The sequence below is a fragment of the Caulobacter sp. GW822-FHT07D08 genome (genome assembly GCF_058798735.1).
The window spans coordinates 1-13,713 of the sequence record NZ_JBXAKU010000010.1 but is presented as its reverse complement, the minus strand read 5'-3'; the positions used below and the strand labels follow the sequence as shown (position 1 = coordinate 13,713).

The window sequence follows — 13,713 nt, the reverse complement described above, 5'->3', positions numbered from 1 at the left end:
TTCTCGAAGACTGCCCGATAGCATCTGTGACGACCGAAGCAAAACCGGTCAGGCCAATCGGTCGTTGTCGGCGTGGAGCGCCTTGGCGATGCTCTCCAATCTCGCCCCCATCGTCTCGGGGTAGAACAGGGCGACGACGACCATCTGCAGCACCATCATCGCCGCGAAACCGACGAACGGCGCGCCGGGCCTCCAGGCGGCGACGGTTGGAAAGGCGCCGGCGATCAGGGCGTTGGCCACCCAATGGGTCGAGGCGCCCAGCGCCTGTCCCCGGGCGCGTACGGGCGTAGGGAAGATCTCGCTGATATAGACCCAGATCACCGCGCCCTGGCTGAAGGCGAAGGCGGCGATGAAGCCGACCAAGACGTAGAGCAGCCAACTCGAATGGTGGCCGCCATCCAGGATCCAGGCCGCCAAGCCCAGGCAGACGGCCATGCCGACCGAGCCGACCAGCAGCAGGCGCTTGCGCCCAAAACGGTCGATGACGCTCATGGCTAACAGGGTGAAAACCAGGTTGGTCGCGCCGATCGCCACGGCTTGGAGCCCAGCGGTGGCGTGTCCGAAGCCGGCCGCTGCGAAGATGTCGTTGAGATAATAGAGCAGGGCGTTGATGCCGGTCAGCTGGTTGAACAGCGCCAAGGTCACCGCCAGAAGGATAGGCTTGCGATAGAGGCGCCAGCTCAGTCGCGCGCCGGGCGGGCTGGGGGCTTCCGAAGGATCCAGATCGCCGCCCAGTCGCGTTTGAGCCGCGTGCGCCTCTTCATCCCGTCCCTGCGCCCTCAGCCATCGCGGACTTTGCGGGGCGCGCGCCAGCATCAGCCACAGAAGAGTGGCGGGGAGGGCGGTGACCGCCAGCTTCCAGCGCCAAGCGCTTAGACCCAGGGCAAGCTGATCCAGCAAGAAGTTGCTCAGATAGGCCACCAGGATGCCGACCACGATGTTGACCTGAAACAGGCCCACTAGCGCTCCGCGGCGGCGGGCCGGCGCGATCTCAGCCATGTAGACGGGCGCGAGCACCGACGACCCGCCGATCGCCACGCCGCCGATGAAGCGCGCCGTCAGCAGCACGGGCCAGGACCAGGCCAGCGCGCACCCGATGCTGGAGATGAAATAGAGAACGGCCATCGCGCGCAGGCCATCGCGGCTTCCGTAGCGATCGCCCGGCTTGCCCGACGCCATGGCGCCCAGCAGCGTTCCCCACAGCGCGCTGGAGACGGTGATCCCCAGGGTGGCGGGCGTCAGCCTATAGACGCGACTGATGTCGCCGGTCACCCCGGCGATGACGGCGGTGTCGAAGCCGAACAACAGCCCCGCCAGCGCCGCGGCGGCGACCGCGCCGACGAGCGTGGGACTCATGGGCCGCATGGCGGGCGAACTTTCCATCCTGGCCTCCCGGTTCGGGCGATGCGTGTCGTCGCCACTTCTTCTGTTCTTCCGTCTCGTGCGAGTTTGGATCGCGCGACGGCATGAGCAAGCCCTGCATAACGAGGCTCCAAGGGAAGGTGATGCAAAAATAAGAAAAAACAAATCATTTAAGTTGACCCGAGCAAGGGGCCGGATAATGGTGCTTTCCGAAGACGGCAAAAGCCGCTGCCGGGGAGGAGGCTTGGTGGGTCCTGAAAGGGACGCCGCCCTTCGAACCGGTTCTCGCCAGATACGCCTCGAATGCACGAGGTCAGGGAGGACAGGGGAAGTGACTCGATTCAAACATGCGCGGCGTAGCCTGCTGATGGCCGCCGTTTCGGGAGTGGCAATCGCCGGGCCGAGCCTTGCTCACGCGCAAGCCGCCGCGCCGGCTCAGGCCCAGAGCGATTCCACGGTTGAAGAGGTGGTCGTCACCGGCATTCGCGCTTCGCAACAGCGCGCGGTCAGCATCAAGCGCGACGCCGCCTCGGTGGTGGACGCGATCTCGGCCGAGGACATTGGCAAGCTGCCCGACAACACCATCTCCGACTCGCTGCAGCGCATTCCGGGCGTGCAGATCCTGCGCAGCGCCGGCGAAGGCTCGACGATCAACATTCGTGGCCTGCCGCAGGTCTCGACTCTACTGAACGGCGAAACCTATCTGGGCGCCCAATCGATCACGACTGTGCAGCCCAACTTCAACGACATTCCTTCGCAACTGTTCTCGGGCGCGGACGTCATCAAGTCCACGACGGCCGATCAGTTGAATGCCGGCATCACCGGTACGGTGAACCTGCGCACCCGCCGTCCCTTCGACCTGAAGGAAGGCCTGACCTTCGCCGCCGCGGCCGAAGGCTCCTACGGCGACAAGACCAAGAAGTACGACCCCAACGTCAACGGCCTGGTCTCCTTCCGCAACGACCGCTTCGGCGCCTTGCTGTCGGCCGCCTATTCGGATGTCCGCCTGTCCAACAGCCACAACGGCATTCAAGAAGGCTACGGCGCCACCCTGCATAACGAAGGCATGGCCGACGTCACCTCGTCGGGCGGGTTCTCGCCTACCGGTCGGACGCGCGGGACCGCCGTGGCGGGCGGGCGCGACGTCAATGGCGACGGCGACGCCACCGACGCCTTCATCGTGCCGCAGGGCTTCACCGGCTGGAACAAGATCAACGAGCGCAAGCGGTTGGGCGTCAATGCGTCCGCCCAATGGAAGCTCAACGACGCCTTGGAACTGAGTGGCGACGCCTTCTTCACCAAGCAGGACGAGCACGACCGCACCGCCGGCTTCCAGATGCAGGACGTCAACTGGCAGGCCGCCGAGTTCACGCCGGGCAAGTCGCGTGACACCGGCGCGGTCGTGGGCGGCTACCACGTCAACACCACCCAGGTTTACAACTATGACCTGGGCAATTTCGACTCCTACGCCCAGAACGACCGCTACCAGTCCCAGTCGCAGAACTACAATCTGGAACTGAAGTACGACAACGGCGGCAAGTTCACCGGCTCGGTGCGCGGCATCTACGGCAAGGCCCACCAGTACTACGACCAGAGCTATCTGCAGTTCAGCCTGTCGAACGGGGCGCAGTGGCAGCCGGGCGGCATCGGGCACTATCCCGCCTCGCTAGGCGGCGACCGCCCGTTCAACACCGGTGGCTACACGGTCAACACCCTGGCGGGCGCGGCGTCCTTGCCGGCCAAGGTCGATTTTACGGGCAGCAAGCCTGTCTTCACCCTGCCGGGCCAGCTGCTGACCGAACTGAGCGACATCAATGACTACGCCCTCAAGACCATGTCGTCGGAAGGCAACTATCGCCGCGAGGGCGACCTGAAGGTCATCCGCGCCGATGGCAAGTACGAGTTCAGCGACAGCTTCAAGATCTCGGGCGGCGTGCGCTACAGTGAGCGCTCGATCGATGATTTCGAGTTCGATCGCGCCGCGCCGCTCTATGGCAGCGCCGCCTCCAACGGCACGGGCTGTCTGGTCAAGTGGAAGGCCTTTGATGTGCCGCTCAATGACGCCAGTTGCAGCGCCGGCAACGCGGCGGGCGCCTATACCGCCGGCCTGACGCGCAAGGCCAACGATCCGACCTTGAAAGGCCAGGTCAAGCTGTTCAACCCGGGCGTGGCCGGTGTGCCGTCGATGTACGTCCTGGATCCCGCGGCCATGGACAACGCCCTGGCGTTCCAGAACAACTACTACCCGGGCAATGTCGAGGTGATGAACCCCGGCGCCTCGTTCAATGTCGGGGTCAAGCAGACCTCGGGTTACGTCCAGGGCGACCTGAAGGGCGAGCTCTTCGGCCTGAGCTTCAACGGCAATGCCGGCGTCAAGGTCATCCAGACTAAGCTGGACATCACCCAGTACGTCACTGGCAGCCCACGCCCCTACGGCGTGGCCAACCTGCTGGGCGGCAGCATCCAGACCAAGCGCGACTTCACCGACGTGCTGCCGGCGATCAATGTTGCTTTCGATCTGGCCGAGAACCTGAAGTTCCGCGTCGCGGCCTCCAAGACCATGACGCTGCTGGATCTCAATCAGTGGGGCGGGGGGCTGAACCCGACCTACGCCATCGACACCTCCAACCCCGGCTCGCCGGTGTTCCGGGTGACCGGCGGCAGCCAGAACGGCAACCCGCAGCTGGATCCTTGGCGCTCCAAGAACTTCGAAGGCTCGCTGGAATACTATCTGGGTCGCGGCAGCCTGCTGAGCGTGGGCGCCTTCTACATCAAGGTCGACAGCTTCATCCAGAACGGGGCGATCACCCGCACCGACCTGCCCGACAACGACGGGGTAGTGCGTAACCGCAGCGTCTCGATCAGCACGCAGGTTCAGGGCGAAGGCGGCACGCTCAAGGGTCTGGAAGGCGGCGCCAAGCTGGCCTTCAGCGATCTGGAGTTCATGCCGTCGATGCTGTCGAACTTCGGCGTCGACACCAACTTCACCTACTCGCCGTCGAAGTCGGGCAAGACCGACCTGGCCGGAGCCTCGATCCCGTTCCAGGATAACTCCAAGTACCAGGCCAATATCGCCGCGTACTACCAGGACTCCAAGCTGCAGGCCCGGATCGCCTGGAACTACCGCTCCAAGCGCGCGGTCTCCCAGGACTTTGGCGGCATCTCGGGATTGGAGATGTACCAGGCACCGACTGAATATCTCGACGCTTCGGTCAGCTACGACGTTAGGCCGAACCTGACCGTCTACGTCCAGGGCACCAACCTGACCAGCGAGTACGAGAAGTACTACCTCACCTGGAAGGACGAGCACGCCTACAACAACGTATTCGAAGCCCGCTACGTGGCTGGCGTCCGCTTCAAATATTGATCTAGCCCTCCCCCTGCGGCCTGCCCCATCCTGCGGGCAGGCCGCATCTTTTTCGTGGGACCAGATGGCGCAAACCAACCCTGTCCGTTCGCTCCTGATCGTCGGCGGCGGCACGGCCGGCTGGATGGCCGCGACCTGGCTCGCCGGCCGGCTGGCGCGGCAGAACATCCAGATCACCGTCGTGGAGTCGCCCGACATCCGCACCGTCGGAGTCGGCGAAGCCACCGTGCCGGCGATCCGCGACTATTTCCGCGATATCGGCGTGACCGAAGCCGAGGTCATGGCCGCCACCCAGGGCACCGTGAAGCTGGGGATCGAGTTTCGCGACTGGAAGCGGGAAGGCGACAGCTTCTTCCACCCCTTCGGCCTCTACGGCATGCCCTCACGCGGGGTGGCGTTCCACCAGTTCTGGCTCAAGCGCCGCGCCGAGGGCGACGCGACTCCGCTGGCCGCCTACAGCCTGTGCACCCAGCTGGCGATGGCCAACCAGATGATGGACCCGCCGGTCTCGCCGCCCAACGATCTGGGCGTCTTCAACTGGGCGGTCCATTTCGACGCGGGCCTCTATGCACAGTTCCTGCGACGCAAGGCGACGTCCGAGCTGGGCGTCACCCATGTCGATGGCACGGTGGTCGAGGTGTCCAAACACCCCGAGACGGGCTTCCTGACCGGCGTGACGCTGAAGGAGGGCCGGGTTCTGGAGGCGGACCTGTTCATCGACTGTTCGGGCTTTCGCAGCCTGCTGCTGGGCCAACAGCTTGGCGTCGGCTACGAGGATTGGACTCATCTGCTGCCGTGCGACCGCGCCGTGGCCATGCCCTGCGAGCGCGACGGTCCGCTGACGCCCTATACTCGCAGCACGGCCCTGGCGGCCGGGTGGCAGTGGCGGATCCCTCTGCAGCACCGGGTCGGCAACGGCTATGTCTACTCCAGCCGGCATATCTCGGACGACGAGGCGACGGCGACCCTGATCTCGCGGCTGGAAGGACGGGCCTTGGCCGAGCCCAACCTGCTGCGCTTCCAGACCGGACACCGCCATCGTTTCTGGGAGAAGAACTGCATCGCTTTGGGCCTGGCCGCCGGGTTCATGGAGCCGCTGGAATCGACCAGCATCGTGCTCGTCCAGAGCGGCGTGGAGCGGCTGGGCGCGCTGTTCCCGACCCTGGACTTCGACCCTGCTCTGGCCGACGAATACAATCGCATCACCACTCTCGAGTACGAACGGATCCGGGACTTTCTGCTGTTGCACTATTTCGCCAACCGCCGCGAGGGCGAGGCGATGTGGGACCAGGTGCGTCAGGTGACCCTGCCCGAGCCCCTGGTCCACAAGATGCGGATGTTCGCCAGCCGTGGGACCATGGTTCGCTATGAGTGGGAGTCGTTCCACGATCCCAGCTGGCTGTCGATGTACGCTGGCTTCGAGATCACGCCGCGAGCCTATGATCCGATGGCGGACTACTTCACCAAGCCCGAACTGGATAGCGCTTTTAGCCGAATGCGCGCGGCGATCACGCGGGCCCGAGCCTTGGCCATGTCTCACGAGGCCTTCCTATCGAGTCTAAAGGCCTAGCCGCGGCCTGCCTGCCGCGGCGACCTGATGATTGTGGCGACGAAGCCCCGGACGGTGCGTTAGACCGGGGGCGGACCTCGTGCCGCGTTTGGGCAAAACGGGCCTTGAAGGCGGAATGGCGACGCCGGATAGGCGCCCGTCTGTCCTGCAGAGAGACCGACAGCGCGAGACCTCTCCTGGCCAGGCGGCTAGAGGCGCGTCGCCGCCGCGCGACAAATCTCCAGAAGCCAGCCGTTGGGAGAGGCCGGTCCGTCGCTGGCGCGCATGACCGCTCCAAACGGGGTTGGCGGCGGCGCGTTGGGAGGCTCGATCATCACCAGCCTGCCGCGTTTGACGCTCGTCTGGGCCAGGCGGCGAGGCAGGATGCAGACCATGTCCGAGTGGCTGACGATGTTCAAGGCGCTGAACGCGTCCTGGGTCGAGAACGGCTGATAGGGCTTTTCTCCCAAAGCGTACTGTTCGCCCCAGGACGTAAGCCGCCGCAGGCCCAGGTGCCCCGATGAGGTCCGATCCGGATCGTCATTGCCGCCGGTCACCCCAACGCGCGGGAGATGGGCCAGGGTTTCGTAATCGAGACCGGCGGCGGCGGCCGGGTGACCCTCGCGCATGACCCAGGCACCGCTTTCCTCGAACAACTGGGCGTAGCTGAATCGTCCGGGAATGGCCTCGAAACAGCCGATCACCATGTCCAGACTGCCCGTGTCGAGGTCCTCGGTCATGCCCGCATAGAGGTTGCGGAAATGAATCTCCACATGGGGCGCGGTGGTGATCACGCGTTCGGCGATCATCGGGCCCAGCACATACGAGATGTAGGTTCCCGCCGCGATGGTGAAGACGTGATGATCGACGGCGGGGTCGAACCGCTGTGTGTTGACGGCGGTTTCCAGCAGCTCCAGCGCCGTGCGGGCGGTTTCGGCGATCTCCAAGGCGCGCGGGGTCGGTCGAAGGCCCGTTTGGCCGCGGATGAAGAGATCATCGCCCACCATAGCGCGCAGGCGCCGCAGCGCGTGACTGATCGCTGATTGCGAAAGACCCAGGCGCTCGCCGGCGCGCGTGGCGTTCTTTTCTTCCAGTAGGGTGACGAACACCCGGAAGAGATTGAGGTCAGCGGTTCTGAAATTCACGGCGTTCATGGCACCGCTATCGGCCGAGCGGATAGAAGATCGACTTTTCCTGGGTGAACCAGGGCGAGCGCGGGGGGAACCGGCGATGGGCCCTCGGGCGTCGCAAAGTCTCCGCCCGGGCTTGGCGTCGTCGACGCCGATGACGGTTCGGTCATTCCGATGCTCCCCCGACCGCCTTCGTGATCCGATCGATATCAGAATGTGTTGTGGTATTCAGAATGGCAAGCCGTCTCCAAGGCCGATGCGATCAACGCCATGCTGGCCGAGCTCGGCGGCAAGAAGGTCGCCGACGGTAATGTCGGCGAGAAGGTCAAGACGCAGAAGGCGATCCTGCGCGACTTCCTGGAAGGGGATCAACGACCGGCCCAAGGCTGCGCGCTGCGCCGCGTGAGGCCTCCGGCGCAGGTCGGCCAGATCCCCGACGTGGCCCTGACTGCGATCCCAACCCTGCCATCCTGGCGGCCGAATGAGGGGAGGGGCGGGCCGTGGCCCGCCCCGAACCCTTGGTCCCACGCCTCGCCCCGCGTCGCCGGACGCGGGGGTTTTGTCGCGCGTCCGGGGGAGAGGCCGCTCAGTCCTTCGGCGTTCTAGATCAAGGTGAAGACGTCGCCGCAGTCCTAGCCGGCGGCGCGGCCGGGAGTGACGCTTGTAAGCGCGCGAACCGATGTCGGGATGGCTCAGGTTCAGGCTGACTGGGGGGCTCGGGGGCCTTCCCGGTGCCGCTCCAGCCGGCCCCGACCTCGACCCCGGCGCGGGACGAAATAGGCGACGCCTGGGAGATGGCCACCAAGAGCGAGCCGCCCAGAACCTTCTATCGTTTGCACCTCGACGACCCCTGTTCGACGCGCCGCTTTCACTAGCGCTCTTCATCGACGAGGCCGGCGACAACGCATAGCTCGCCTGGTCGCGCCCCAAAATGGAGAAGTGCCCGCCACCAAAGGCGAGGGAAGAGTCCGCTGGTGATGCGCCGGAGCGCTGCCAACTCGGAGAGGAGCGCGAACCGAACGAGAACCCTTAAGAGGCAAACGATCTCAAGCCTGCTTGCTTCCAGTAGTAAATCGAATAGCGTCGCCGTTCGATGATCACCGGTCTGCGCTCTGCACTCCTTTGCTCCAAGGTCGAGCACCGCCCCGATGGCTCTTCAGCCTATATCGGCATTCTTGGCGCTGACATCTATGCGGGCAGTCGACCCGGCCTCATCGAATGCTGGCTCACGGTCCAGTTGGATCTCGACCAAACGGCGACGTCGGGCGCCCTGGCCGTTGTGTGCGAGGGACTTGAGCAGGTCTTTCCATTTGAGACGCCTGATGGCTATTCCGACGCGGCTTTTGCCCTGCCGCTGATCATTCCCGTCCTTAGAGAGGGCAACCTTCAGCTCTCAATTCGTGATCTTGGAGCACCCGGCGCTGAGCGCTCGGTGACCTGGCGATTGAACTTTGCGCCGGGGGCCGAACGGATGAAGTCTCGAGGCGCTAGCGAACGCATTGTTCTCGTGGCCCAAGAGGCCGCTAGAACGGTCGCCGCGCAAATTGCCGGGCTTGGCTCAACACGTCACTAGGCGACGACGCCGCTCGGGCGTGAGCAGGCAAGTCCGCTCAGGCCGATAGACTCCGAGGCCGATGCGAGCGCGGTTGGATCGGCGCCCGACAGCGGAAGCCATATCTTCACCGTGGTCCCCTCGCCAAGAGCGCTTTCCAAAGAGAGCGCGCCGCCGAGCTGAGCCGCCAAGCCGTGGACCATGGATAGCCCAAGGCCTGTGCCGCGACCGATGCCCTTCGTCGAAAAGAAAGGCTCGGTCGCCTTGACCCGAGTGGCCTCGTCCATGCCCACACCCGTATCGTGGACGCAGAGCTGCAAGTACCGCCCGGGCCTCAGCTCGGATCCATGTTGGTGGTGAAAAGTCTCCAGCCCCACATGGATCGTGGCTTCGCCAGCCAGGGCGCGGTCCACCAGCGGCTTGATGTCATCCCAGATGTCCCACCACACCTGCTGAAACGGGCGTCCGAGCGCGCCGGGGTGCTTGTCGCCGAGGATCTCCGCGTAAGCGTCGTTGTAGAGAAACGTAAGTTCGGGGCCCCAGGCGATGAACATGGGCTGTCGAGACCCGAGCGCGATGCTCAAGGCTGTCTGGAGCGCGCGAGGCCATGACGCCATCGGCCCGATTGGCGTTGGCGTCCAATCGAACGCTTGATGGCGCTGCCTCATCAACAGCCGCTGGGTGCTCTCCGGGGCGGTCAGCTGTCCCTCCTCGTCGTTGCCTAGTTCAACGCGCAGCCCTATCGCAGCGAAGGATAAATCCAGCCCCTAATGTCTAGTTCCAACTGCACCAGCGACTCGCCCCCATGTCCTATGTGGAGGTGAGCTCGGAGACGGTTGGCTATGTATGGATGGAAGTCCAGTAAGGACCTGAGACGCCATTTTCACCCGGCCATCGACGGATTAACGTCTTTCACCTTGCTATGCGGCAGGACGCGCGGCGCGGTGGTGTCGCATTTGCGCTTATGGGTGAAGTGGAGGATGGGCCGAACCGCCCGGATCACCAGCACTGTGCTCGACGCCTGGCTTCGACGCACTTTGCCAGTCGCAGCAATTGCGATCAGCCAGTCGCACGATTGGAGTCAGAAAATCGTGAAAACCCGGAACGACGTGGCAACAGATCCAAGGCGGGCTGCGACTCGCAGCTATCGGAGTCAGGGACAACATAAAAATAAAATCCGCCAATATAACGATATTTCACGTCTAATAGAGATTATCGGAAATAAAGCTACCCAGCGAACGACGCCAACTGGGGTAGCGATCATAATCGGCCTCGCCAACAACTGAGAAACCGGCAGTGGCCGTCGCCGTTTGATCTAGCCCAACGAGGGATAGCTTCGAGGCATGCGTATTGCGAATTATCGTGTGACGCATGGAGAGAAGTGATGTCCGGTTCGAACTCACACCATGGCCATCACCACCCTGGCGTCCCAGTCGGCGAGCATCGCGATCCCGTCTGCGGCATGAGCGTGGATCCGGCCACCGCGCCGGAGCACCGCCTGAATGCGGGGCGGCATTCCCACTTCTGTTCGACCGGCTGCGCGCGCAAGTTCGACGCCGAGCCTGAACGCTACCTGCAAGACGTCGCCGCGCCGAAGGCGGCATCGTCCGAAGCGACGCCGGGCGCGATCTATACCTGCCCGATGCACCCAGAGATTCGGCGGTCCGGCCCGGGCAGCTGCCCGATCTGCGGCATGGCCTTGGAGCCGCTGACCGTCACGGCCGACAGCGGCCCCAATCCCGAACTGCGCGACATGACGATCCGGTTCTGGATCGGCCTGGCCCTGGCCTTGCCCGTCTTCGCGCTGGAAATGGGCGGCCACATCGGACTGATGGCGCTTCACCTGACGCCAGGGGTGTCCAATTGGGTCCAATTGGCCTTGGCCACACCCGTGGTTCTGGGCTGCGGCTGGCCCTTCTTTGAGCGTGGCGCGCGCTCGCTGGCGACGCGCCAGCTCAATATGTTCACGCTGATCGCCATGGGCATCGGCGTGGCCTGGACCTACAGCGTGGTCGCCACCCTGGCGCCTCAGCTCTTCCCGGCCGCCTTCCGCCGTCCCGACGGCTCGACGCCGATCTATTTCGAGGCCGCCGCGGTGATCACGGTCCTGGTGCTGCTGGGCCAGGTGCTTGAGCTGCGCGCGCGCGAGAACACCTCCGGCGCGATCAAGGCGCTGCTGGACCTTTCGCCCAAGACCGCGCGCCGAATGTTCGACGGCGAGGACTTCGAGATTCCCGTCGAGGAGATCCAGGCCGGCTTCCATCTGCGCGTCCGCCCCGGCGAGAAGATCCCCGTCGACGGTCGGGTGCTGATGGGCGAGGCCTCGGTCGACGAGTCCCTGGTGACCGGCGAGTCCATGCCAGTCCACAAGTCGCCGGGCGACAAGGTGATCGGCGGCGCCCTGAACAAGACCGGCTCCTTCCTGATGATCGCCGACAAGGTCGGCGCCGACACCCTGCTCTCGCAGATCGTGGCGATGGTGGCCGAGGCCCAGCGCAGCCGCGCGCCCATCCAGCGGATGGCCGACCAGGTATCGGGCTGGTTCGTGCCGGCCGTCATGCTCGTCGCCCTGATCGCCTTCGGCGCCTGGGCGGCGTTCGGTCCGCCGCCGAGCATGGCCTTCGCGCTGGTGGCGGCGGTCTCGGTCTTGATCATCGCGTGTCCCTGCGCCCTGGGGCTGGCCACGCCGATCTCGATCATGGTCGGTGTCGGCCGCGGCGCGGCCGCCGGCGTCCTGATCAAGAACGCCGAGGCCCTGGAGCGCTTCGAGAAGATCGACACCCTCGTCGTCGACAAGACCGGCACGCTTACCGAAGGCCGACCGGCCGTCACGGCGATCCGCCCGGCGGCGGGGTTCACGGAGGAGGAGATCCTGCGCCTGGCCGCCAGCCTGGAGCGGGCCAGCGAGCATCCGCTGGCCGACGCGATCGTTCGAGCCGCGGCGGCGCTGGAGCTGCCGCTGTCGCATCCCGAAGACTTCGACTCGCCCGTGGGCAAGGGCGTGGTCGGCAAGGTCGAGGGGCGCGTCCTGGCGATCGGCTCGGCCCGCTTCCTGGACGAGCAAGGCGTGGCGTCGGCGCCGCTCGCCGACCAGGCTGACGCGCTGCGCCAGGACGGCGCCACGGCGATCTATGTCGCCATCGACGGAGTGGTCGCCGCCGTGCTGGCCATCGCCGACCCGGTCAAGCCGACCACCCAGAAGGCCGTCGAAGCCCTGAAGGCGGACGGCGTGCGCGTGGTCATGCTGACCGGCGACAACCGCACGACCGCCCAGGCCGTCGCCAAGCGGCTGGGCATCGACGAGGTCGAGGCCGACGTCCTGCCCGACGAGAAGGCCGCCGTGGTCAAGCGCCTGCGGGCTGAAGGCCGCAAGGTCGCCATGGCGGGCGATGGCGTCAACGACGCGCCGGCCCTGGCGGCGGCCGAGGTCGGCGTCGCCATGGGCGCGGGCTCGGACGTCGCCATCGAGAGCGCCGGGGTCACGCTGCTGCACGGGGACCTGGAGGGCCTGGTCAAGGCGCGTCGCCTCTCGCGAGCGGTGATGGGCAACATCCGGCAGAACCTGTTCTTCGCCTTCGCCTACAATGTGGCGGGCGTGCCGATCGCGGCCGGGGTGCTCTATCCGGTGTTCGGCTGGCTGCTGTCGCCGGCGATCGCCGCGGCGGCCATGGCTCTGTCCTCGGTCAGCGTGGTCGGCAATGCGCTGCGCCTGCGGGCGGTGCGGCTTTAGGCGCTGACTGGCGCGGGCGTTGTTGAGGGGTTGGGCCGCCGCCCGCGTAGGAACTTAGGACAAAGTCGCCTTTCAACAGGACCGCCCCATGACCTACCGCGCTTTCCTCGCCACCGCCGTTCTGTCGGCCTCGATCCTGGCCGGCGGCCAGGCCAGCGCCCACGCCAAGCTGGTGGCCTCCGACCCCGCCGCCAACGCCACGGTCGCCGCGCCCAAGACCATCCGCCTGACCTTCAATGAAAAGCTCGCCCCAGCCTTCTCGAGCTTCGAGCTGGCCATGGCCGACGGCATGAAGGCGCCGGTCAAGACCACCGTCTCGGCCGACCGCAAGACGATCACGGGCGTGCCCAAGGGCCGGCTGATGGCGGGCGCCTACAAGCTCACCTGGCATGCGGCCGCCGCCGATGACGGCCACCGCATGGATGGGACCCTGGCCTTCACGGTGAAGTAGCCGATGGAGACCGCGGTAGTCCTCGTTCGCTGGGCGCAATATGTGACGTGCTTCGTCCTGGCGGGCGGGGCGCTCTTCGCGCTCTACGCCCTGCCGGCCGCGGGTCCGTCCAGCGCCGTGGCGCTGGGCTGGCCGCGTCGGCTCCTGGCGGGCTGCGCCGCGCTGCTGGTCGTGGCCAGTCTCCTGGGTCTTGTGCTGCAAACGGCCGTGGTCGCCGGGTCGCTTTCCGCGGCGCTGGATCCCTCGATCCTGACCTCGGTGATCAGCGAGATGGCGATGGGCGCGGCCTCGCTCGCACGGGCCCTGGCCGCGGTCGTGGCGCTGCACGTGCTTCTGCTCGCGCCGCCCGGCCGCGCCGCCTGGATCGCTGTATCAACGTTGGGGGCCGTGGCTGCGGCCAGCATGGCCTGGATGGGCCACGGCGCGGCCACCGAAGGTTTCGGCGGGAGCCTGCACCTGGCGGCCGACATCGCCCACCTCGCGGCGGCCGCCGTCTGGGTCGGCGCCCTGGTGTTCTTTCTGGGGCTGGCCGGGGTCAGTCGGCGTGACGCGCGACAGGCGCCGACCTTCCA

The 13,713-nt window shown here is 65.8% G+C and carries 9 protein-coding genes and 1 pseudogene; 7 read left to right on the top strand and 3 right to left on the bottom strand.

Features of this window, described 5'->3' with window-relative positions:
- Positions 1–48: 48 nt before the first annotated feature.
- Positions 49–1,383 carry a sugar porter family MFS transporter gene (locus AC1RJ9_RS18195; protein ID WP_492838812.1) on the bottom strand — a complete coding sequence of 445 codons (1,335 nt, stop codon included), beginning with the start codon at positions 1,381–1,383 and terminating at the stop codon, positions 49–51.
- Positions 1,384–1,693: 310 nt separating this feature from the next.
- Here AC1RJ9_RS18195 and AC1RJ9_RS18190 point away from each other — a divergent pair, with 310 nt between their 5' ends.
- Both AC1RJ9_RS18190 and AC1RJ9_RS18185 read left to right on the top strand, forming a co-directional pair.
- The gene (locus AC1RJ9_RS18190; protein ID WP_199170747.1) at positions 1,694–4,729 is read left to right on the top strand and encodes a TonB-dependent receptor; all 3,036 of its coding nucleotides are present in this window, start codon (positions 1,694–1,696) and stop codon (positions 4,727–4,729) included.
- A 64-nt stretch (positions 4,730–4,793) separates the two neighbouring features.
- Positions 4,794–6,299 carry a tryptophan halogenase family protein gene (locus AC1RJ9_RS18185; RefSeq protein ID WP_099582487.1) on the top strand — a complete coding sequence of 502 codons (1,506 nt, stop codon included), beginning with the start codon at positions 4,794–4,796 and terminating at the stop codon, positions 6,297–6,299.
- 188 nt (positions 6,300–6,487) lie between these two features.
- Here AC1RJ9_RS18185 and AC1RJ9_RS18180 read toward each other — a convergent pair whose 3' ends face one another.
- Complete coding sequence (locus tag AC1RJ9_RS18180; protein ID WP_099582488.1) at positions 6,488–7,432, bottom strand: LysR family transcriptional regulator; 945 nt, start codon at positions 7,430–7,432, stop codon at positions 6,488–6,490.
- 192 nt (positions 7,433–7,624) lie between these two features.
- On the opposite strand from AC1RJ9_RS18180, the gene AC1RJ9_RS18175 reads away from it, so the two are divergent.
- Both AC1RJ9_RS18175 and AC1RJ9_RS18170 read left to right on the top strand, forming a co-directional pair.
- Positions 7,625–8,014, top strand: a complete 390-nt coding sequence (locus AC1RJ9_RS18175; RefSeq protein ID WP_143324475.1) for a hypothetical protein — start codon at positions 7,625–7,627, stop codon at positions 8,012–8,014.
- Between the two features lie 487 nt (positions 8,015–8,501).
- Positions 8,502–8,981 carry a hypothetical protein gene (locus tag AC1RJ9_RS18170; protein ID WP_492838816.1) on the top strand — a complete coding sequence of 160 codons (480 nt, stop codon included), beginning with the start codon at positions 8,502–8,504 and terminating at the stop codon, positions 8,979–8,981.
- Here the strand turns inward: AC1RJ9_RS18170 and AC1RJ9_RS18165 are convergent.
- Positions 8,978–9,514 (bottom strand): ATP-binding protein, encoded by a 537-nt coding sequence (locus AC1RJ9_RS18165; RefSeq protein WP_492838818.1) that lies wholly within the window; start codon positions 9,512–9,514, stop codon positions 8,978–8,980. The two genes, AC1RJ9_RS18170 and AC1RJ9_RS18165, sit on opposite strands and share 4 nt — an antisense overlap.
- An 830-nt stretch (positions 9,515–10,344) precedes the next feature.
- Between AC1RJ9_RS18165 and AC1RJ9_RS18160 the strand changes: the two genes are divergently transcribed.
- The 3 genes and pseudogenes from AC1RJ9_RS18160 to AC1RJ9_RS18150 all read left to right on the top strand — a co-directional run.
- The gene (locus tag AC1RJ9_RS18160; protein ID WP_492838820.1) at positions 10,345–12,690 is read left to right on the top strand and encodes a heavy metal translocating P-type ATPase; all 2,346 of its coding nucleotides are present in this window, start codon (positions 10,345–10,347) and stop codon (positions 12,688–12,690) included.
- A gap of 88 nt (positions 12,691–12,778) precedes the next feature.
- On the top strand, positions 12,779–13,141 hold the full coding sequence (gene copC, locus AC1RJ9_RS18155) for a copper homeostasis periplasmic binding protein CopC (protein ID WP_066685876.1): 363 nt from the start codon (positions 12,779–12,781) through the stop codon (positions 13,139–13,141).
- 3 nt (positions 13,142–13,144) lie between these two features.
- Positions 13,145–13,713, top strand: a pseudogene (locus tag AC1RJ9_RS18150) (copper homeostasis membrane protein CopD); the annotation flags it as partial.

Excerpts from the sequence above, each read along its gene's own strand:
- AC1RJ9_RS18170 (WP_492838816.1), top strand. The coding sequence starts at position 8,502 with ATGATCACCGGTCTGCGCTCTGCACTCCTTTGCTCCAAGGTCGAGCAC.
- AC1RJ9_RS18160 (WP_492838820.1), top strand. The coding sequence starts at position 10,345 with ATGTCCGGTTCGAACTCACACCATGGCCATCACCACCCTGGCGTCCCA.
- AC1RJ9_RS18165 (WP_492838818.1), bottom strand. The coding sequence starts at position 9,514 with ATGTTCATCGCCTGGGGCCCCGAACTTACGTTTCTCTACAACGACGCT.
- AC1RJ9_RS18195 (WP_492838812.1), bottom strand. The coding sequence starts at position 1,383 with ATGGAAAGTTCGCCCGCCATGCGGCCCATGAGTCCCACGCTCGTCGGC.
- AC1RJ9_RS18185 (WP_099582487.1), top strand. The coding sequence starts at position 4,794 with ATGGCGCAAACCAACCCTGTCCGTTCGCTCCTGATCGTCGGCGGCGGC.
- copC (WP_066685876.1), top strand. The coding sequence starts at position 12,779 with ATGACCTACCGCGCTTTCCTCGCCACCGCCGTTCTGTCGGCCTCGATC.
- AC1RJ9_RS18180 (WP_099582488.1), bottom strand. The coding sequence starts at position 7,432 with ATGAACGCCGTGAATTTCAGAACCGCTGACCTCAATCTCTTCCGGGTG.